Below are 19169 nucleotides of genomic sequence, written 5' to 3'. Positions count from 1 at the left end.
TTCATACCATTGTGGGTTTTGCGTTACATTAACAAGACTTACAACGCCTGCACCACTTTATCACCCATGTCCGCACAGCCAACCAATGTCGTGCCGTCTTCATAGATGTCTGCCGTGCGATAGCCTTGTTCTAGCACTTTTTGCACGGCATTTTCTACTTGTTTGGCACGGGTTTCGTCATTTAGGCTATACCGCAAAAGCATTGCCAACGACAAAATGGTCGCCAATGGGTTTGCTTTATTTTGCCCTGCAATGTCAGGGGCAGAGCCGTGCGATGGCTCATACAAGCCCTTGCCGTTCTCATCAAGGCTTGCAGACGGGAGCATTCCAATAGAGCCTGTCAGCATAGACGCTTGGTCGGACAAAATATCGCCAAAGATATTGCCTGTCGCCACCACATCAAATTGCTTGGGGTTTTTAACCAGTTGCATCGCACAATTATCCACATACATATGCGAGAGTTCCACATCAGGATACTCTTTGGCAACTTCATTAAAAATCTCTTTCCAAAGTTCGGTGGTTTCTAATACATTGGCTTTATCCACTGAACACAATTTTTTATTTCGTTTTTGGGCGGATTCAAAGGATACTTTGGCAATACGGCGAATTTCACTCTCACTATATCGCATTGTATTAAAACCTTCTTTTTCGCCTTTATCGTTGGTAATAATGCCACGAGGCTCGCCAAAATAAATATCGCCCGTTAATTCTCGTACGATTAAAATATCAAGTCCTGCTACCACATCGGTCTTTAAAGTGGACGCATTGGCGAGTTCTTTATAAAGAATGGCAGGGCGTAAATTGGCAAATAAATTTAAATCTTTACGAATCGCCAAAAGTCCCCGTTCTGGGCGTAAAGGGCGGTCTAAATTGTCGTATTGTGGCGAACCCACCGCCCCCAATAATACCGCATCGGCTTTTCTGACGATTTCTTGGGTTTCGGTAGGATAAGGCGAGCCATAAGCGTCATAGGCTTCTCCGCCTAATTTGGCGTATTCATAGCTTGCTTCCAAACTATTTTGGATAAGTTTATCCAAAACTTTAACCGCTTGGGCGACAATTTCAGGTCCAATACCGTCACCATTTAGGATTGCAATGTGTTTGGTCATTAAAGTTTCCTTGTTATTGGGTTATTTAAGAATTATCAATTAGGATTTAACTAATATTCTATTACCATAAATAAATAACGCTTGATAATTGTTAAAGGCAATCAGATTAACATTGTCATGATGATTGTTAAAAATAACACGATTTCCCTGAACAAATGGTTTATTGTCAAAATGCACCACAGGATAAAAGTCAATAACGCCAAGCCCAATAAAATCCGTGAATTGTTCAATATGATTTTCTACTGGCAAGGCATATTCAATGTTTTTTGCCAAAACAATACTTCCTGCACTCTCACCAATATAGGGCTTGCCTTGATGGATTAAGTCAATCAAAAATCCATCAAGGTTTTTGACTTTTAATTGTTGCAATAAATATAGGGTATTTCCACCAGAAACATAGATTATATCGCACTGATTAATTCTTTCCTTAATTTCATCAGTTGTTTGATCAAAGTCAATTTTATTAACCAAAAATCCAAGCTCATCAAAAGCATTTTTTGCATTATCAACATAACCGCGATATTCTTCTATTTGGCTTGCAACATCAATAAAAGCTACAGTTTTAAATAAATGGCTTTCATTGATACGGTGCAAAAATTCAGGTAAAAATCTTGCAGTATCAGCAAAAGAAGAAGATAAAAACAGATTCTTGATATTGTTCATATTTGTCATTATTGCAACTCTTTAAACACCCACGGTCTCTCCGCACGGGCTTTTTCTTCAAAGGCTTTGATATCATCGGCATTTTGTAAAGTCAAACCAATATCGTCCAAGCCATTTAGCAAGCAATGTTTACGAAATGCGTCCACTTCAAAAGTATATTCTTTACCGCTTGGCGAAATGACCTTTTGATTTTCTAAATCTACAGTTAATTGATAGCCAACATTATCAAAACATTCTTTAAACAGCTCATCAACTTCGCTTTCTGTTAAAATCACAGGGAGCATACCGTTTTTAAAACAGTTATTAAAGAAAATATCCGCAAAACTTGGGGCAATCACGGTGCGAAAGCCATATTCATTTAATGCCCAAGGAGCGTGTTCACGGCTAGAACCACAGCCAAAATTGGTACGAGCAAGCAAAATCGTTGCTCCTTGATAGCGTTCTTGATTTAAAACAAAATCAGGGTTTTTTGGGCGTTTTGCAATGTCTTGCCCCAAATAGCCTTCGTCCATATAACGAAGTTCATCAAATAAATTATCGCCAAAGCCTGTGCGTTTAATGGATTTTAAAAACTGCTTAGGGATAATCAAATCCGTATCCACATTGGCACGGTCTAGGGGGGCAACGATGCCGATTTCGGTGGTGTATTGTTTCATAATTTTTGCCTTTTAATTAAAATCTTACCAGTTATAATAAGCCGTCAAACTTGCCGTTGCCAATACTTTACCATTTAAATTAAAGCCGAGTACCGCAGGGCTAATGCTATTTGGTAAATCCAGCACTTCATTTAACGCATAAAGAGTAAAAATATAACGGTGTGGTTTATCGCCTTGTGGGGGAAATGCCCCAATAAAGCCTGTTAAACCTGCGTCATTTTGCAATTCCAAAATGCCATTGCCAAAATTATTTGAACCATTTTTAGGTAATTTATTCCAATCAGCAGGAATATTAAACGCATTCCAATGCCAAAAACCACAGCCCGTTGGTGCGTCTGGGTCATACATTGTCAGCACAAAACTTTTGGTATCAGCAGGTGCATTTGACCATTCCAATTCTGGGCTGATATTATTGCCTGTAAATCCCCAAATATTTGCCACATAGTCATTAGATAAGGTGCTATTGGGGGCAATATCAGCACATTTTAACACCATTTCGCCTTGTGGCTGGGTGGGCTGGCGGACTTCTAAATAAGGGTTTTGAGCTAGGTCGTTCATACAATTTTCCTTTTATTTATCAGTGAGCAAAATGTAATTTTAAGACTAAGATGACCAAATCATCTTAGTCTTTTTAGTGATTACGCCACCGACCGCACATCCACAAAATGCCCGTGAATTGCCGCCGCCGCTGCCATTGCAGGACTCACAAGGTGCGTACGACCGCCATTGCCTTGACGACCTTCAAAATTACGGTTAGAAGTGCTGGCACAATGCTCACCTGATTGTAGTTTATCGGCATTCATCGCAAGGCACATAGAACAACCCGGTTCACGCCATTCAAAACCTGCGTCCGTAAAGATTTTATCCAAACCTTCGCTTTCCGCTTGTTTTTTGACCTGTCCAGAACCTGCGACAACCATTGCTTGTTTAATGGTGCTCGCCACTTTTTTGCCTTCTACGATTTTGGCAACTTCTCGCAAATCTTCAATGCGAGAATTGGTACACGAGCCGATAAATACACGGTCAAGGGTAATATCTGACAAGGATTGACCTGCCGTCAAGCCCATATAGTGATAAGCACGCGTCCAGTCATTTTTTTGCACATCGTCTTTTGCCATATCCAAAGTCGGCACATTGGCAGACACAGGAATGACCATTTCAGGCGAAGTTCCCCACGAAATTTGTGGTTCAATCTCATCGCCATTTAGCACCACCACCGCATCAAAATGAGCGTCATCGTCCGATTTTAGGGTGTTCCAATAGGCAACCGCTTTCTCCCAATTTTCGCCAGTTGGGGCATAAGGACGACCTTTGACATAGTCAATCGTCTTATCATCAACCGCCACAAGCCCCACCCTTGCACCGCCTTCAATCGCCATATTACACACAGTCATACGCCCTTCAATGGACATATCTCGGAACACTTGTCCACCAAATTCAATGGCATAGCCCGTCCCACCTGCCGTGCCGATTTTGCCAATAATCGCCAAAATCACATCTTTGGGCGTTACGCCTTTGCCAAGCTTGCCGTCCACACGAACCAGCATATTTTTCATTTTCTTTTGTACAAGGCATTGCGTGGCAAGCACATGCTCCACCTCACTTGTACCAATGCCGTGAGCCAAACAGCCCAAAGCCCCGTGCGTGGCGGTATGGCTATCACCACAAACCACCGTCATACCAGGTAGGGTTAAGCCCTGCTCAGGCCCAACCACATGCACAATGCCTTGACGGTCATCGTTAATGCCAAATTGCACGACATTAAAGGTTTTGCAGTTGTCGTCAAGGGTTTTGACTTGAATGCGAGAAGTGTCGTCTTCAATGCCCGAAATGCCCTGCGAGCGTTCTTTGGTGGAAGTGGGGACATTGTGGTCGGGCGTGGCAATGTTTGCCGACAGTCGCCAAGGGGTACGCCCAGCAAGCTGTAAGCCTTCAAAGGCTTGGGGGCTGGTTACTTCGTGCAATAATTGACGGTCAATATAAATCAAAGACGAGCCGTCATCACGTTGTTTCACCAAATGGTCGTCCCAAAGTTTGTCGTATAAGGTTCTGCCTGCCATTGTTATTCTCCAAATGTAAAATGGTCTGGGTATGGTAAATTTTAATAAGATTATAACACACTTTAAAAATAACAATAATTTATAATTTTTATGGTTTATTTAACTTTTTGGAAAATTTTTTTTGGCATGATAATCTTGCCACTTATGATAAAATAACCCAAATTCCAACGCATTGTTTTTATGAAAAAATACCTAGTCACTGCCTTATTGCTCGGCTCGCTCACACCCCCAGCTTATGCCTGTGCCCTACCCAAAAGCCATTATAAAAACGTCAGCTGTACCGCACGTTCAGGCGTGTTTTTGGCGGTCAAAGACAATGGCTCGCCCGTGGCACTTTTGGACAAAAAAGGCAACAAAACAGCCGATTTGTTCGCTTATGACGCGGTGCTGGGCTCGGAGTTTAGAAGTGGGCTACTCCCCGCCCTAAAAAACGGTAAAGTCGGCTACATCAATGACAAAGGCAAAACCATCATCGCCTTTAACTACGACCGCATGAATGGCAACCAATGGGCAAGGGGCGTGCGGGGCGAACGTATCATCGTCAAACAAAACCGTGGCTTTGGCGTGCTAGACACTCGGGGCAAGGTCATCGTCCGTCCCGAGCGAGCCATCAGCCACATCAGCGACTTCTCCCAAGGTCTTGCCACCGTCACCGCTGGCGGTAGCACCTACACCATCGACAAAAACGGCAATCGCACACAGCAAGCCCTCAACCCATCGCCCACCCCAGAGCCGACACTTACCCAAGGCAGTCTGCCAAACCCCAACACACACCTAACACTCACCCCAAGACAACAAGACGGCAAATGGGGCTTTGTCGATGATAAGGGCGTACCGATGATTATCTACGCCTTTGATGATGTCCGAGCTTATAGTGAGAATCTGGCAGGGGTACGCATGGGCGATAATTGGGGCTTTATTGATAAAAGCGGGCAACTGGTCATCGATTTTCGTTTTCATAAAGACGGGTTTATCTTGGACAGCACCAGAAATCCTGAACTGCCCGAACCGTTGATGTTTAAAAATGGCAAGGCATGGATTGGTAATCTAAATAATGGCGACAAGCTGTGTATCAATTCGCAAGGGGTCAATGTGACTTGTTAGGGTTTTTGATTTTAAAATACGCCATTGTACCAAAACCCCATCAATCATGATAAAATAGCAACTTATCTGATATGGCTATCTGTGCATTTTTTTAAAATAGGATTGTTTGCACACTCTGCCCGTCAGACCATCCCATTTAACAATTCATTTTGTCACACGGTAAAATAACTTTAAAGGAATTTTTATGATTAGTATTTTTGATATGTTTAAAATCGGTGTTGGCCCTTCAAGCTCGCACACGGTCGGCCCGATGGTTGCCAGTGGGCGGTTTTTGGCACTGTTAGATGAGCAACTACATGGCGATTTTAGTCCAATTACAGGCATTACCATAGAACTATATGGCTCGCTGTCCGCCACAGGCAAAGGACACGCCACCGATACCGCCACCTTGCTTGGGCTACTCGGACACGCCCCACGCACGATAGACACCGAACGCACGGACGAGTATTTATCAGACATACGCACGCACCAAAAGATGAACTTGGGCGGTCGTCATGTTATTGATTTTGATGAAACTACTGACATCTTGTGGTATAGCGATGTTACCCTGCCCCAACACCCCAACGGTATGACACTCATCGCCACCTTAGCCGATGGCACTCGTATCAGCGAGACTTACTTTTCTATCGGGGGCGGATTTGTTGTGGATAATGACGAATTTAAAGCCCAAACCGCGCAAGAGCAACTAGATACCCCCAAAAAATCGCCCTACCCTTATCCCTTTGAGCTAGGAGCAGACATCGAACGGCTGTGCCACACGCATGGGTTTAGTATCAGCGAGCTTATGCTTCATAACGAAACTGCTGTCCGAGACGAAGAAGAAGTTAAAGATTATCTTAACGACATCTGGGCGACCATGCAGGCGTGTGTCAATGCCGGCTACCAAAAAGACGGTATCCTGCCCGGCGGTCTTAACGTCAAACGCCGTGCCAAAGCCTTATATGACCAGCTTAGTAAAGAATACGGTAAAGCCGATGGCGGACTGCTTGCAATGGACTGGGTGAATCTGTATGCTCTGGCGGTCAATGAACAAAACGCCTCGGGCGGGCGGGTCGTTACCGCTCCCACCAATGGGGCGGCAGGCATTATCCCTGCGGTGTTACACTACTATCAAGGCTTTATTCCGTCATTTAGCTATCAGGGCGTGCGTGAGTTTTTGCTCGTGGCAGGGGCGATTGGGGCGTTAATCAAACAAAATGCGTCCATCTCAGGGGCGGAAGTTGGCTGTCAAGGCGAAGTTGGCTCTGCCTGTGCGATGGCAGCGGCAGGACTGGCTCACGTCATGGGCGGCACGGTCGCCCAATGTCTAAACGCTGCCGAGATTGGGCTAGAACATAACTTAGGGCTGACCTGTGACCCCATTGCAGGACTGGTACAAGTGCCTTGTATTGAACGCAATGCGATGGCGTCCGTCAAGGCGATTAACGCCGCTCGCCTTGCCCTGCGTGGCGATGGCTCGCACCACGTCTCACTAGATAAAGCCATTTTGACCATGAAAGAGACAGGGCTTGACATGATGGACAAATACAAAGAAACCGCTCGTGGCGGGCTTGCCATTCATGCCGATAACCGCATTCCTGTGGCAGTGGTCGGTCATGTGGGCGTGGGATTTAGCCAGTGTTGATGACACCAATAAACTCATTTAACAAGATTTAGCAGGGTAAATAAAAGACGGATATAGATGTTTTATTCCGTCTTTTGCTTTATCCATCCTTGCTTTGCCAAATATATCATTGCCAAAACTCTCATAACTGTGTACAATGGCAACAAATTTTTACCAATAAATACTCATGACTCATCCTGCAAAAACCCTGCTAGACCACCCTGCTTTTCGCCTGTCCGCTGTGGCTGTTGCCATCATCACGCTACTATCCTGTGCTTCAGCTCCTCAAACACCACAGCGACCCATCGTGGTTGAGACACCAACGACCACACCTACCCCATCTCGGGTGGTCATTGTCAAACCCCAAACACCCACAGCCCCAGTAACCACCTCCACGCCCACGCCTGCCCCATCGGTAGAAAATCGCTACTATGGCAGTTTTGGCGACTGGAAAAGCGACTTTATCACTCGCACCATCGCCAGCGGTCATGCCTCCCATGCGGTGCATGGACTGCTAGGCAGTGCCAGTCTCAACTCACAGGTCATCAGCCTAGACGGTCGCCAAGCCGAATTTGCCAAAATGCCGTGGTCATACGTCGAGTCCGCCGTTACCTCAGGGCGTGTCTCTGACGGCAGAGCCAAACTGCGTGAATACCCCTCCCTACTCTCACGAGCCGAAAGCCAGTATGGTGTCCCCAAAGAAGTGATGGTCGCCATTTGGGGTATTGAGTCCTCATATGGGGCAGCAACAGGCTCAACCGACTTAGTCGATGCCCTATCTAGTCTTGCCTTTGATGGTCGCCGTCGTGAGTTTGCCGAAGGCGAACTGCTTGCCATGTTACAGATGATAGAGCGTGGCGATGTCAGTCGCTCACAACTGCGTGGGTCATGGGCGGGGGGCATGGGTCATACCCAATTCATCCCCTCCACTTGGATAAAATACGGCGTGGACGGTAACGGCGATGGACAAAAAAACCCATGGACAATCTCGGATGCCCTCACCTCCACCGCCCATTATCTAGGGGCGAGCGGTTGGGTGTCAGGCGTGGACGCTTTTTATGAAGTTCGCCTGCCGACTGGCTTTAACTACCAACTCTTAGGACAAAAACAATCCCTAGAATCATGGAAATCCTTAGGCGTGGTCTCTGCCAATGGCGAGTACTTTGGCGGTCATGCCCAAGCCGAGCTGTGGCTCCCTGCGGGCGTGAATGGCCCTGCCCTACTATTCACGCCCAACTTTGATGTTATCAAAGTCTATAACAACTCATCTAGCTACGCCCTAGCCGTGGCAACCCTTGCAAAACGTATCGCTGGCGGTGCTGGCATTAGTGGCAACTGGCCACGCCACGAACAGCCCCTGTCTCGCTCAGAAGTCATTCGCTTACAAGAGACCCTAAACGCCAAAGGCTACTCTGCCGGCAAAGCAGACGGCGTGGCAGGGGCGAACACCTCTCGTGCCTTTGCTCGTTGGCAAGCGGATAATGGACGCATTCCTGATGGCTTTATCACCCAAAACTCGGTGCGTGGCTTGGTCTGGTAACATAAAGTCGGTGCGTGATGTACCGACTTTTATTTAAATCATTCATCATGCGGTTAAGTTATCGTTGCAAATGATAACAATTTAAAACTTTTCATCTTGATAAAAATCTGTTAGATTATAGCACTTTTAACCTTTGGAGCTGTTATGAAAATCAAATCCCTACTACTGCTTAGCACCCTATTTTGTGCCAGTGCCTTTGCCACACCGAGCAATCAATCACTAGAAGAACTTGCCAAAATCATGCCTTACGAATCCACATTTTACCAAGCGGTCGTTGCCCCCCTTGAAATGGAACGCATGGCAATCGCTCAGGGCATGGCACAGGACAACACACTCACCGACGATCAACGCAAAAAAGCCCTAAAAGCCTTTGACGACTATGCCGAAGGACTCATTAAAAGCCTAGACACCAAAGCGACCAAAGACGGACTTAAAAAATCCTACCTTAACGCCGCCAAATCGTTTAGACAAGCCGAAGTGGACGCCATGATTGCTTTTTATGGCAGTAAAGACGGGCAAAGCGCCTTAAAAAAACAAGATGCCGTCTTTGAGTCCTATATGAAAAGTGCAGGCGAGAACAACAAAAAAACCTTAGAAACCTACGAAAACAAACATCTTAAAAAAATGCAGGATGATGTTAAAAAGATTTTGAATAAATAGGGCGTGTCTGCCATCACTTGCAAATCCTTATCATAGCCCCCATTATGATAAGGATTTCTTTTATAAAAACAACACCATGCCAAAGCCCAAAACCACTCGTGCCAAAATCACCGAAAGTCAGCTTACCAAACAGCTAGGCGATGACGATAAAGTCTTTAAAATGGTTACGCCCTTTGCCCCCAGTGGCGACCAACCGACCGCCATACAGTCCCTAGTAGACGGGGTCAAGGCAGGCAAAAAAGACCAACTTTTGCTCGGTGTGACAGGTTCGGGCAAGACTTACACTATGGCAAAGGTCATTGAGAGCTTAGGGCGACCTGCCATCATCATGGCTCATAACAAGACACTGGCAGCACAGCTTTATGGCGAATTTAAGGAATTTTTCCCCCATAATGCGGTGGAGTACTTTGTCAGTTATTATGACTATTATCAGCCTGAGGCGTATGTCGTGGCAAGCGATACTTTTATCGAAAAGGACTCCGCCATCAACGACCACATCGACCAAATGCGACTGTCCGCTACTCGTGCCTTGCTCGAACGCCGTGATACCATCATTGTGGCGAGCGTGTCCGCCATCTATGGCTTGGGCGACCCTGAGAGCTACCTAAAAATGCTCCTGCACGTGGTCGTGGGCGATGTCGCGGACAGAACCGCTCTCATCAAACGCTTGGTTGAGTTACAATACGAACGCAACGAGCTGGACTTTGGGCGTGGTACCTATCGCTTGCATGGTGAGACCTTGGACATCTACCCTGCTGAGAGTGAACAGTTGGCGGTGCGGATTAGCATGTTTGATGATGAAGTTGAAAAAATCACATGGTTTGACCCTTTGACCGGCAAAAACATCAAATCCGTGCCACGCATTACCATCTATCCCAAGTCGCACTATGTTACCCCCCGAGAAAAATTAGAAGTGGCAATGGGGACGATTAAAGAAGAGCTTGCCGAGCGGTTAGACTATTTTCGCTCACATGATAAGCTACTAGAAGCCCAACGTGTCAAAGAACGCACCCAGTACGACTTAGAGATGATACAGCAGTTAGGCTACTGTAACGGCATTGAGAACTACTCTCGTCATCTGTCAGGACGACAGGCAGGCGAGGCACCACCCACGCTGTTTGACTACCTGCCGTCTGATGCGTTGGTGTTTTTGGATGAAAGCCACGTTACCATCCCCCAAATCGGAGCGATGTATAAGGGCGATAGAAGTCGCAAAGAAAACTTGGTTAATTATGGCTTTCGCTTACCGTCCGCCATGGATAACCGCCCCATGATGTTTGAGGAGTGGGAGGCGGTTGTGCCAACTCGTATCTTTGTATCAGCAACCCCTGCCCCCTATGAGTTGGAGCATAGCGAGCAAGTGGTCGAGCAAGTCGTTCGCCCCACAGGACTCATCGACCCCATACTAGAAATCCGCCCCGTACTCACCCAAGTCGATGACGTGCTAGGCGAGATAAACCTGCGTAAGCCCTTAAACGAGCGAGTGCTGATTACCACGCTCACCAAACGCATGGCGGAGGATTTAACCAGTTATTTAAAAGAATATGGCGTGCGTGTGGCATATCTGCACAGCGACATTGACACGGTAGAACGCATGAAAATCATTCATGAACTCAGAACAGGGGTGCATGATGTGCTGGTAGGCATTAACCTGCTTCGTGAAGGCTTGGATATGCCCGAGGTGTCGCTTGTGGCGATTTTTGATGCGGATAAAGAGGGATTTTTACGCTCGGAGCGGTCGCTCATTCAGACCATTGGGCGAGCGGCACGCCATGTCAATGGCAAGGCAATTTTATACGCTGACAGCATTACGCCCAGTATGCAAAAGGCGATAGATGAGACCGAACGCAGACGAGCCAAACAAATCGCCTTTAATGCCGAGCATGGCATTACACCAAAATCGGCAAGCCGTGCCATCACCGATAAGATTGACACGGGCGAGATTGAGAGCGTGGAAGCACCAAAAATAGACGTGCCACTTGCCTTAAATGACATCGATGTAGAAATTTTACGTCGCCCAGAACTCATGGCAAAAGAAATCAAACGTCTAGAGAAAGAAATGAAAAAACTCTCTGATGAATTAAAATTTGAAGAAGCCATGAAAATTAGAGATGAGATGTTAGCACTAAAGCAGATGTTGATGGGTTAATTTTGGGACGGAAATATGGGTATTGACTGGGGCTTGATCCTAAAAATCATTTCTACACTTGTTGGCATGGGTATTTTTGGTGGATTGTTTGCATTGTGGAAATATTTAATTGAAAGAAAAGAAAGATTATTGGATAAAGACTTTGAAAAAATTAGAAAATTGCTATGTGATGGTAATTTTAAGTTGGAAATGGAAGAAAATCATTTGTTGAGAGCGGTTTATTACAAAAATATTAGTTATTTTAATGGTATTAAAAATGAAGTCATTGATGTGGTCATAAAAACACAAAATGAGGAGAAAAATTTTAATGATAATTTTTATGAAATTAACCAATTTTATAAGAAAAGATTGTTAATAATAAATGGAAATAAAGATGGATTTCTTGTAAATATTGATAAAAATAAAAAGTTTAGATATAGATTATCTTTTGTGCGCTTGATATGGTTTTTGTATATTGTATTTCTTTTATTGGCTGTATCTTTATTTGTGCTTGTATTAAAAGATTTACCAATTTGGTTGTTGTATATACCAATGCCATTTATCCAGTTTCCAATTATGAATAGACAACAGCTAATTGTAGATTGGAAAAAATTTAAGAAAAATTCAAAACATTTATTGGATAATGGAAATGAACTTCCGTAAGGTATGTACCATACACCATTTATAAGCACAACAACATCAAGCCGAATTTGATGAGCTATATTGTGTATCTTCAAATAAATCCAATTCTTTGGATATTATTTCAAACAATTCTACATCATTAAATTCATAGTCTTCTTTATCATTTTCTGGGTTGTATAAATCAACCATATAAAATACTGATGATAAAAATAAATTAAGTTTTTCTTCATCAATATTGGCAAGACCCAAATCTCTTTCAATTCGCCATAGTTCAATATAGGCATTCACAAAACAATTTGTATCAATTCTTTTGTTGAGATAAGATTTAGTAAAATTTAATAATGTAATGCTCATTTTGTATTCTTTTGTTGTTACGCTTGGGTTAATTGGTTTTATTTTATCATAGGTTGAGCCTGTGATAAAATATTATTTAACCTAAAAAACCAACTGTAAGTTGCGTACCACGCACCATTTAAACTTTAAATACCCAAAACGGTGCGCATTACGCACCTTACCTTTTAGCTGACAAAATTTCCAAACCATATTAAAAATATGAACAACCTAGAAACCCACCCCTTAACACCTTTTTTACCAAACAATGCCAAAGTTTTAATGCTAGGTAGTTTTCCCCCGCCAAAAACTCGTTGGAAAATGGATTTTTATTATCCCAATTTAAATAATGACATGTGGCGGATTATGGGATTGGTGTTTTTTGATGATAAAGATTATTTTATTGACGGTAAACGATTTAAAGAAGAAGTTTTAAAAGATTTTTTAAACAAACAAGGCATTGCCATTTATGACACCGCCAAAATAGTCATTCGTGAAAATAACAATGCGTCCAATAAATTTTTAACCATTATCCAAAAATCCGACATTCAAGGCTTATTAGCTACCTTGCCCGAGTGCAATCATATCATCACCACAGGCGAAAAGGCGAGTGAGATTTTATTGTTCGATTTTGATATTAAAATACCAAAAGTTGGACAATCGGTAAATTTAACATTTAACAATAAAATTGTTACTCTGCACCGTCTGCCGTCATCATCACGGGCGTATCCATTGGCCCTTGATAAAAGGCACAGTTTTATAGGGCAGTGTTTGATGAGATAGGTTTGATAAGAGGGTGCAAGTAGATTAATCCACCCCCAACCCCTTTTCAATCTGTAACGCCAACTCAATTATGGCTTGCCCCACCACGTCTTTTTGCTTGGCGTACTCACTGTCCGACAGCGACACCGCAATACCCAGTCGCACCCCATCTTGACTGCGAATATAAGTCCCCATGCACGTCATGCCAAGCCGTAGCTGACCATCATCCAAGGATAAGCGGGTGCTTTTGACCTTATCAAGCTCCGCTTTTAACCCATCAAAATCCGCCACCCCCCTATCCGTCAAGGGAGCAGGGAACGTCTCATACATGGCAAGCACCCTATCAAAGGGCGTTTGGCTTAAAATCGCCTTGCCTGTTGCCGAGAATACCGCAGGCACACGCACCCCACGGCGAAACGCAAAATCAATGGCACTACTGCCCTGATGGCTGCTCAAAAACACCGTTTCACCCCGATCAAAATCCAGCGTAGACAGCGTAATCGTATAAGGCGTAAGCGTCTCAAAACCCACCGCCAATTCATGAAACAGTGCCACCACACCCCGCTCCACTTCAAAACGCCCCGCCCAATACAATAGATAAGAACCTAGGCTGAACAGATGATTATTATCCTTGTGCAATACGCCTTTGCTGGTTAGGGCTTGCAGGATATTGTGCGTGGTAGAACGAGCCAGCGACAACTCTCTGGCAATGGTCGCTGACGAGACAGGCGTGGGACTTGTGGTAATAAAATCCAAAATCTCAAACGCCTTTTCTAAGGCAGGGACATTGGCGGTTTTGGGGGTTTGGTCGGTCATGGCAACTCTCGTGGTGTGATTATCGTGGCATGATTTTGTTTTTAATAAAATCACTTATAAAATCGCTTGTCTAAATGAATAAATGGTGCTAATATTGTACTGTATTTTGAACATTTATTCAATATATAGAACAATCTAACCACCATTTGGCAAGGAGTTTTTATGAAATTATCCAACCCCACATTATTCCACGAACACGCACTCATCAATAACACATGGCAATCCGCCAAATCCGCCAACACCATAGACGTGTTTAACCCCTTTAATGATGAAAAAATCGGCACCATTCCTGATTTGTCCGCCGATGAAGTGGCAGAAGCCATCGGTTTTGCCGATGACGCCCAAAAATCATGGGCGAGCCTAACCGCCAATGAACGAGCAGTCATTTTACACCGTTGGGCGGATTTGATTGATGAACATCGTGAAGACTTAGCCATCATCATGACCACAGAACAAGGCAAACCCTTAAAAGAGTCTCGTGGGGAGATTGGCTATGCCAACAGCTTTATCCGTTTTTTTGCCGATGAAGCCAAACGGGCGTATGGGGACGTGATACCCAGCCCAAACGCCAACCTACGCTATGTGGTGCTAAAACAGCCCGTGGGTGTGTGTGCCAGTATCACGCCGTGGAACTTTCCGTCAGCGATGATTACCCGTAAAGTCGCCCCCGCCCTAGCGTCAGGGTGCGTGATAATTGTCAAGCCTGATAGCCAAACGCCTTTTTCTGCCCTTGCCTTGGGCGAGCTTGCCATTCAAGCAGGCATTCCTAAGGGTGTTTTGCAAATCGTAACAGGGCAAGCGGACGTTATCGGGGGCGTACTCACGTCCGATGAGCGTATTAAAAAACTCTCCTTTACAGGCTCTACTCGGGTCGGCAAACTGCTCATGGAGCAATGTGCCAGCACGGTCAAAAAGCTCTCCTTGGAGCTTGGCGGTAACGCTCCTTTTATCGTGTTTGACGATGCCGACATTGATAAGGCGGTCAAGGGGGCGATAGCGTCCAAATATCGCAACGCAGGGCAGACGTGCGTGTGTGCCAACCGCATCTATGTTCATCAAACGATAAAAGATGAGTTCATTGCCAAATTTACCAAAGAAGTTAGTAACTTACACGTTGGCGACGGACTGTCAGATGACACGGACATCGGCTGTCTTATCAATGATACTGCCGTGCAAAAAACCCAAAAACTACTCCAAGATGCCCTAGATAAAGGAGCAACACTCATCACAGGGGGTAAATCTCACCCCACGCACGCACGCTGTTTTTTACCAACGGTCATCACGGACATCACAGACGACATGGACATCGCCCACGAAGAGATTTTTGCTCCGATTGCTCCGATTTTTGTGTTTGATGATGAAACCGAAGTCATTCGCCATGCCAATAATACCCCCTATGGTTTGGCATCCTATTTTTACACCCAAAGCCACGCACGAGCATGGCGAGTAAGTGAAGCCTTAGAATACGGCATGGTCGCCCAAAATACAGGGCTACTCTCTACCGAAGTCGCTCCGTTTGGTGGGGTTAAGCAGTCAGGGTTTGGGCGTGAAGGCTCAAAATATGGCTTGGATGAATATCTCACCACAAAATACTGGTGCATGGACGTGAGCTGATTAAATATCATACAATCAAATCCCCAAAAACGCTGATTTTTGGGGATTTTACTTTATCTGATATTTTTACAAAAAATTGCTTGCCAAAACCTAAAAAATATGTTTTTATATACAAATGTTCTATATCTAGGACATTTGTTCAATATAAAGAACAATAATGCAACCCATCTTGTACAAGGAGCGTCCCATGACCAACCAATCCCTACTAGAACGCCGTAAAAAAGTCCTACCCACAGGCTTGGGTGTGGCGTTTGATATTTTTGCAGACACCGCCAAAAACAGCGAAATCATTGACGTTGAAGGCAAACGCTACATTGATTTTGTGGGTGGTATCTCTGTACTAAACACAGGACATAGCCATTCTCAAATCGTCAATGCCGTTAAAGCCCAGCTTGACCGTTTCTCTCACACGTCCGCCCAAATTGTCGGTTACGAAAGCTATGTGGAGCTGTGCGAAAAACTGTGCGAGCTTGCTCCCATCACAGGCGACAAAAAAGCCTTTTTGCTAACCACAGGTGCCGAAGTGGTAGAAAACGCCATCAAAATCGCTCGTGCCAAAACTCGGCGAGCAGGCGTGATTGCCTTTTCTGGCGGTTGGCATGGTCGTACCCTACTTGCCATGGGCTTGACAGGCAAGGTCATTCCTTATAAAAAGAATTTTGGCCCCATGCCAGCGTCCATTTATCACGCCCCATTTCCTTGCGTGGAAAACGGCATTAGCGAAGAAGAAGCCCTTCGTGGCGTGCAGATGATTTTTAAATGCGACATTGACCCATCGGAAGTCGCCGCTATGATTGTGGAGCCTGTCCAAGGCGAAGGCGGTTTTCATCAGCTAACACCCAGTTTTGCCAAAGCTCTGCGGGAGATTTGTGATGAGCATGGCATTGTACTGATTTTTGATGAAGTCCAATGCGGTTTTGGGCGGACAGGCACGCTGTTTGCGTCCGAACAGCTTGGGGTTGAGCCTGATTTGATGACCGCTGCCAAATCCATGGCAGGTGGCTTTCCCATCTCAGCTCTCATCGGACGGGCAGACATCATGGACGCCCCCCAAGTCGGTGGCTTAGGTGGTACATACGCAGGCTCGCCACTAGGCACAGTTGCCGCCTTAGAAGTGCTTAAAATCATGCAAAGCGAAAACTTATTGCAAAAATCCAAAGACATCGGCGATAAGATGGCGAAATTTTTAAATGAGTTAAAATCGCCTGCCATCAGTCATGTTCGCCACAAAGGAGCGATGCTGGCTTTTGATTTGGTGGACAATCACGGCAATCCTGACGTTACCGCCACAAATGCCCTAAAAAAGCACGCTTTTGAGCACGGACTACTGCTTGCCTCTTGTGGTACTTATTTTAATACCATTCGGGTGATGATGCCCCTGACCATCCAAGATGATGTTCTTGATGAAGCCTTGTCCATCATCGGTCAATTTTTCGCTTAAACAAAAGTTGTCGGGTTTATTCTGATAAAAGAATAAACCCGACATTGACCGCCATGTCTTATAAAAGGAATTTATCATGACAGACCATTTTAAAAAATCTTTAAGCACCATAGACATTGTCGCCCTAGCTTTTGGGGCGATGGTCGGCTGGGGCTGGGTCGTACTGGCAGGTGGCTGGGTTGCCTCTGCAGGGTTGTGGGGTGCGGTTTCCGCCTTTTTTCTCGGTGGACTTGCTGTTATCTTGATTGGGCTTGCCTATGCTGAGCTTGCCGCCTGTATGCCCATCACAGGGGGCGAGCATACCTACACTCACAGAGCCTTTGGGGTGCATGTCTCTTTTTTATGCTCATGGAGCATTCTGTTTGGCTATCTGTCTGTGGTCGCTTTTGAAGCGGTGGCGTTACCCACCGTGGTTGAATACCTTATCCCCAATTATAACCAAGGCTATATGTACAATGTCGCAGGTTGGGACGTTTATGCCACATGGGTACTGGTCGGCATGATAGGCTCTATCGTGGTTACTTATCTTAATGTGCGTGGCATGGAAGTGGCGGCGTGGTTTCAAAAATTGGCTGTCGTGGGTATCTTATTAGTGGGCATCATGCTGTTTGTTGGGGCGTTATTATTTGACCCCAATGCCAGTTTATCAAACCTTGCCGTACCAAACTTCACCAATGGCATGGCAGGCATCATGACTGTGATTATCATGGTACCATTTATGTTCGTGGGTTTTGATGTGATTCCCCAAGCTGCCGAAGAGATTGACTTGTCCCGCCCCCAAATCGGCATGTTCTTGGTGGTGTCACTCATCATGGCAGTCATGTGGTACATGGGCATTGCGTGGAGCGTGGGTCACACCCTAACTCTTGACCAAGCCAACAGCTCCAAGCTTGCCACCGCTGACGCCATGACCAATGCTTGGCAGAGCGTGTGGGCAGGTAAACTGCTGGTACTGGGCGGAGTTTTGGGTATCTTGTCAAGTTGGAACGCCTTTTTAATCGGGGGTAGCCGACTCATGTACGCCATGGCAAAAGCCCATATGCTACCCAATACCCTTGCCAAACTACACCCCAAATATGGCACGCCTTATCTTACCATCATCTTGATCGGCGGTCTTGCCACACTAGCCCCACTCTTTGGGCGTAAAGCATTGGTGTGGATAGTGGATGCTGGCGGTGTGGGCATTGTCATTGCTTATACCTGTGTGGCGACGGCGTTCTTATATCTACGCTTTAAAGAGCCTAACATGGTCAGACCATTTAGAGTACCGATGGGCAAAGCGGTTGGCGTGATTACCGTTGTGATTAGTCTTGCCATGTTTGGTTTGTACCTACCCATGTCACCCTCGGGTTTGGGCAAGGTAGAATGGGGTATTTTTGGAGCATGGAGTTTGCTCGGTGTACTGCTATACCTATATGCCACACACAAAAACCCTGGAAAGAGTAAAGCCTTTATGGATGAAGAGATTCGTGCCATCAAGGAAGTCAATCAAATTTGGCTAAAAGAAAATGGCATGCCCAGTCTCGCCATTGACAAACAATCTGCCAAACAAAGCATGCAATGATAAGTTGTCAAATTTTTCAAAACCCCTTTACAAACACCGAAATATTTGTTTAAATAAATCATGTTCTTTATATAGAACCATTGTTCATTATAAAGAACATATATCCCAACCTACATGAACAGGAGCGTTATCATGAGTTTCGTCCCTTTTAACTGGCAAGATGCCCTAAACCTAGACAGTCTTTTGAGTGAAGATGAGCGTATGGTCTATGACACCGCTCGCCAGTTTTGCCAAAAAGAGCTGATGCCGAACATTATTGAAGCCAACCGCCATGAGCATTTTGATACAAACATCATGCGTCAGATGGGTGAACTTGGGCTATTAGGCATGACGATAGATGGCTACGGCTGTGCAGGCATGAGTCATGTGGCTTATGGCTTGGTGGCTCGTGCGGTGGAGAGTGTTGATTCTGGCTATCGCTCGGCAATGAGCGTGCAGTCAAGTCTGGTCATGCACCCCATCTATACCAACCGAACT

17 protein-coding genes and 1 pseudogene are annotated in these 19169 nt (G+C 45.2%); 11 read left to right on the top strand and 7 right to left on the bottom strand.

The genetic code is table 11. The annotated features are described in order from the left end of the window. Positions 1-38: 38 nt before the first annotated feature. The 5 genes from leuB to leuC form a co-directional block, all read right to left on the bottom strand. Positions 39-1109 carry a 3-isopropylmalate dehydrogenase gene (gene leuB, locus B5J93_RS03440; protein WP_079324625.1) on the bottom strand — a complete coding sequence of 357 codons (1071 nt, stop codon included), beginning with the start codon at positions 1107-1109 and terminating at the stop codon, positions 39-41. Positions 1110-1148: 39 nt separating this feature from the next. Further along, entirely contained in the window at positions 1149-1781 is a 633-nt protein-coding gene (locus tag B5J93_RS03435) for a Type 1 glutamine amidotransferase-like domain-containing protein (protein WP_211278842.1), read from the bottom strand. Then, on the bottom strand, positions 1781-2428 hold the full coding sequence (gene leuD, locus B5J93_RS03430; RefSeq protein ID WP_079324623.1) for a 3-isopropylmalate dehydratase small subunit: 648 nt from the start codon (positions 2426-2428) through the stop codon (positions 1781-1783). Before leuD ends, B5J93_RS03435 begins: the two co-directional genes overlap by 1 nt. Before the next feature lie 24 nt (positions 2429-2452). Next, entirely contained in the window at positions 2453-2986 is a 534-nt protein-coding gene (locus B5J93_RS03425; protein ID WP_079324621.1) for a YbhB/YbcL family Raf kinase inhibitor-like protein, read from the bottom strand. Positions 2987-3066: 80 nt separating this feature from the next. Next, the gene (gene leuC, locus B5J93_RS03420; protein ID WP_079324619.1) at positions 3067-4488 is read right to left on the bottom strand and encodes a 3-isopropylmalate dehydratase large subunit; all 1422 of its coding nucleotides are present in this window, start codon (positions 4486-4488) and stop codon (positions 3067-3069) included. Between the two features lie 180 nt (positions 4489-4668). Here leuC and B5J93_RS03415 point away from each other — a divergent pair, with 180 nt between their 5' ends. The 6 genes from B5J93_RS03415 (at position 4669) to B5J93_RS03390 (ending at position 12186) form a co-directional block, all read left to right on the top strand. Continuing rightward, positions 4669-5592 (top strand): WG repeat-containing protein, encoded by a 924-nt coding sequence (locus B5J93_RS03415; RefSeq protein ID WP_079324617.1) that lies wholly within the window; start codon positions 4669-4671, stop codon positions 5590-5592. Positions 5593-5776: 184 nt separating this feature from the next. Then, on the top strand, positions 5777-7216 hold the full coding sequence (locus B5J93_RS03410; RefSeq protein WP_079324615.1) for an L-serine ammonia-lyase: 1440 nt from the start codon (positions 5777-5779) through the stop codon (positions 7214-7216). A gap of 166 nt (positions 7217-7382) precedes the next feature. Then, positions 7383-8735, top strand: a complete 1353-nt coding sequence (locus tag B5J93_RS03405; RefSeq protein WP_079324613.1) for a lytic murein transglycosylase — start codon at positions 7383-7385, stop codon at positions 8733-8735. Between the two features lie 144 nt (positions 8736-8879). Continuing rightward, entirely contained in the window at positions 8880-9395 is a 516-nt protein-coding gene (locus B5J93_RS03400) for a DUF2059 domain-containing protein (protein WP_079324611.1), read from the top strand. Between the two features lie 76 nt (positions 9396-9471). Next, entirely contained in the window at positions 9472-11544 is a 2073-nt protein-coding gene (gene uvrB, locus B5J93_RS03395; protein WP_079324609.1) for an excinuclease ABC subunit UvrB, read from the top strand. A 15-nt stretch (positions 11545-11559) separates the two neighbouring features. Further along, a complete protein-coding gene (locus B5J93_RS03390) occupies positions 11560-12186 on the top strand; it encodes a hypothetical protein (RefSeq protein ID WP_079324607.1) in 627 nt (208 codons plus the stop codon). A 36-nt stretch (positions 12187-12222) separates the two neighbouring features. Here the strand turns inward: B5J93_RS03390 and B5J93_RS03385 are convergent, their stop codons facing one another. Beyond that, positions 12223-12519, bottom strand: coding sequence for a colicin immunity domain-containing protein (locus B5J93_RS03385; protein WP_079324606.1), 297 nt, complete (start codon positions 12517-12519; stop codon positions 12223-12225). Between the two features lie 198 nt (positions 12520-12717). Here B5J93_RS03385 and B5J93_RS03380 point away from each other — a divergent pair. Next, positions 12718-13301: pseudogene (locus tag B5J93_RS03380) on the top strand (uracil-DNA glycosylase family protein). 1 nt (position 13302) lies between these two features. Here B5J93_RS03380 and B5J93_RS03375 read toward each other — a convergent pair. Then, complete coding sequence (locus tag B5J93_RS03375; protein ID WP_079324627.1) at positions 13303-14073, bottom strand: IclR family transcriptional regulator; 771 nt, start codon at positions 14071-14073, stop codon at positions 13303-13305. Positions 14074-14235: 162 nt separating this feature from the next. On the opposite strand from B5J93_RS03375, the gene B5J93_RS03370 reads away from it, so the two are divergent. The 4 genes from B5J93_RS03370 to B5J93_RS03355 form a co-directional block, all read left to right on the top strand. After that, positions 14236-15687, top strand: a complete 1452-nt coding sequence (locus B5J93_RS03370) for an NAD-dependent succinate-semialdehyde dehydrogenase (protein ID WP_079324604.1) — start codon at positions 14236-14238, stop codon at positions 15685-15687. Between the two features lie 187 nt (positions 15688-15874). Continuing rightward, entirely contained in the window at positions 15875-17128 is a 1254-nt protein-coding gene (locus tag B5J93_RS03365) for an aspartate aminotransferase family protein (RefSeq protein ID WP_079324602.1), read from the top strand. 76 nt (positions 17129-17204) lie between these two features. Then, positions 17205-18692 carry an APC family permease gene (locus B5J93_RS03360; RefSeq protein ID WP_079324600.1) on the top strand — a complete coding sequence of 496 codons (1488 nt, stop codon included), beginning with the start codon at positions 17205-17207 and terminating at the stop codon, positions 18690-18692. A gap of 132 nt (positions 18693-18824) precedes the next feature. Continuing rightward, positions 18825-19169 (top strand): acyl-CoA dehydrogenase family protein (locus B5J93_RS03355; protein WP_115236913.1); only part of this gene is annotated, 345 nt, incomplete at its 3' end.

Source organism: Moraxella equi (genome assembly GCF_002027555.1).
GTDB classification, from domain to species: Bacteria; Pseudomonadota; Gammaproteobacteria; order Pseudomonadales; family Moraxellaceae; genus Moraxella; species Moraxella equi.
The sequence above is the reverse complement of the archived record's forward strand: the minus strand, read 5'-3'. Positions and strand labels throughout refer to the sequence as shown.

Excerpts from the sequence above, each read along its gene's own strand:
- B5J93_RS03375 (WP_079324627.1), bottom strand. The coding sequence starts at position 14,073 with ATGACCGACCAAACCCCCAAAACCGCCAATGTCCCTGCCTTAGAAAAG.
- B5J93_RS03365 (WP_079324602.1), top strand. The coding sequence starts at position 15,875 with ATGACCAACCAATCCCTACTAGAACGCCGTAAAAAAGTCCTACCCACA.
- B5J93_RS03360 (WP_079324600.1), top strand. The coding sequence starts at position 17,205 with ATGACAGACCATTTTAAAAAATCTTTAAGCACCATAGACATTGTCGCC.
- B5J93_RS03405 (WP_079324613.1), top strand. The coding sequence starts at position 7,383 with ATGACTCATCCTGCAAAAACCCTGCTAGACCACCCTGCTTTTCGCCTG.
- B5J93_RS03435 (WP_211278842.1), bottom strand. The coding sequence starts at position 1,781 with ATGACAAATATGAACAATATCAAGAATCTGTTTTTATCTTCTTCTTTT.
- B5J93_RS03410 (WP_079324615.1), top strand. The coding sequence starts at position 5,777 with ATGATTAGTATTTTTGATATGTTTAAAATCGGTGTTGGCCCTTCAAGC.
- leuC (WP_079324619.1), bottom strand. The coding sequence starts at position 4,488 with ATGGCAGGCAGAACCTTATACGACAAACTTTGGGACGACCATTTGGTG.
- leuD (WP_079324623.1), bottom strand. The coding sequence starts at position 2,428 with ATGAAACAATACACCACCGAAATCGGCATCGTTGCCCCCCTAGACCGT.
- B5J93_RS03415 (WP_079324617.1), top strand. The coding sequence starts at position 4,669 with ATGAAAAAATACCTAGTCACTGCCTTATTGCTCGGCTCGCTCACACCC.
- B5J93_RS03400 (WP_079324611.1), top strand. The coding sequence starts at position 8,880 with ATGAAAATCAAATCCCTACTACTGCTTAGCACCCTATTTTGTGCCAGT.
- B5J93_RS03425 (WP_079324621.1), bottom strand. The coding sequence starts at position 2,986 with ATGAACGACCTAGCTCAAAACCCTTATTTAGAAGTCCGCCAGCCCACC.
- B5J93_RS03370 (WP_079324604.1), top strand. The coding sequence starts at position 14,236 with ATGAAATTATCCAACCCCACATTATTCCACGAACACGCACTCATCAAT.
- uvrB (WP_079324609.1), top strand. The coding sequence starts at position 9,472 with ATGCCAAAGCCCAAAACCACTCGTGCCAAAATCACCGAAAGTCAGCTT.
- B5J93_RS03385 (WP_079324606.1), bottom strand. The coding sequence starts at position 12,519 with ATGAGCATTACATTATTAAATTTTACTAAATCTTATCTCAACAAAAGA.
- leuB (WP_079324625.1), bottom strand. The coding sequence starts at position 1,109 with ATGACCAAACACATTGCAATCCTAAATGGTGACGGTATTGGACCTGAA.
- B5J93_RS03390 (WP_079324607.1), top strand. The coding sequence starts at position 11,560 with ATGGGTATTGACTGGGGCTTGATCCTAAAAATCATTTCTACACTTGTT.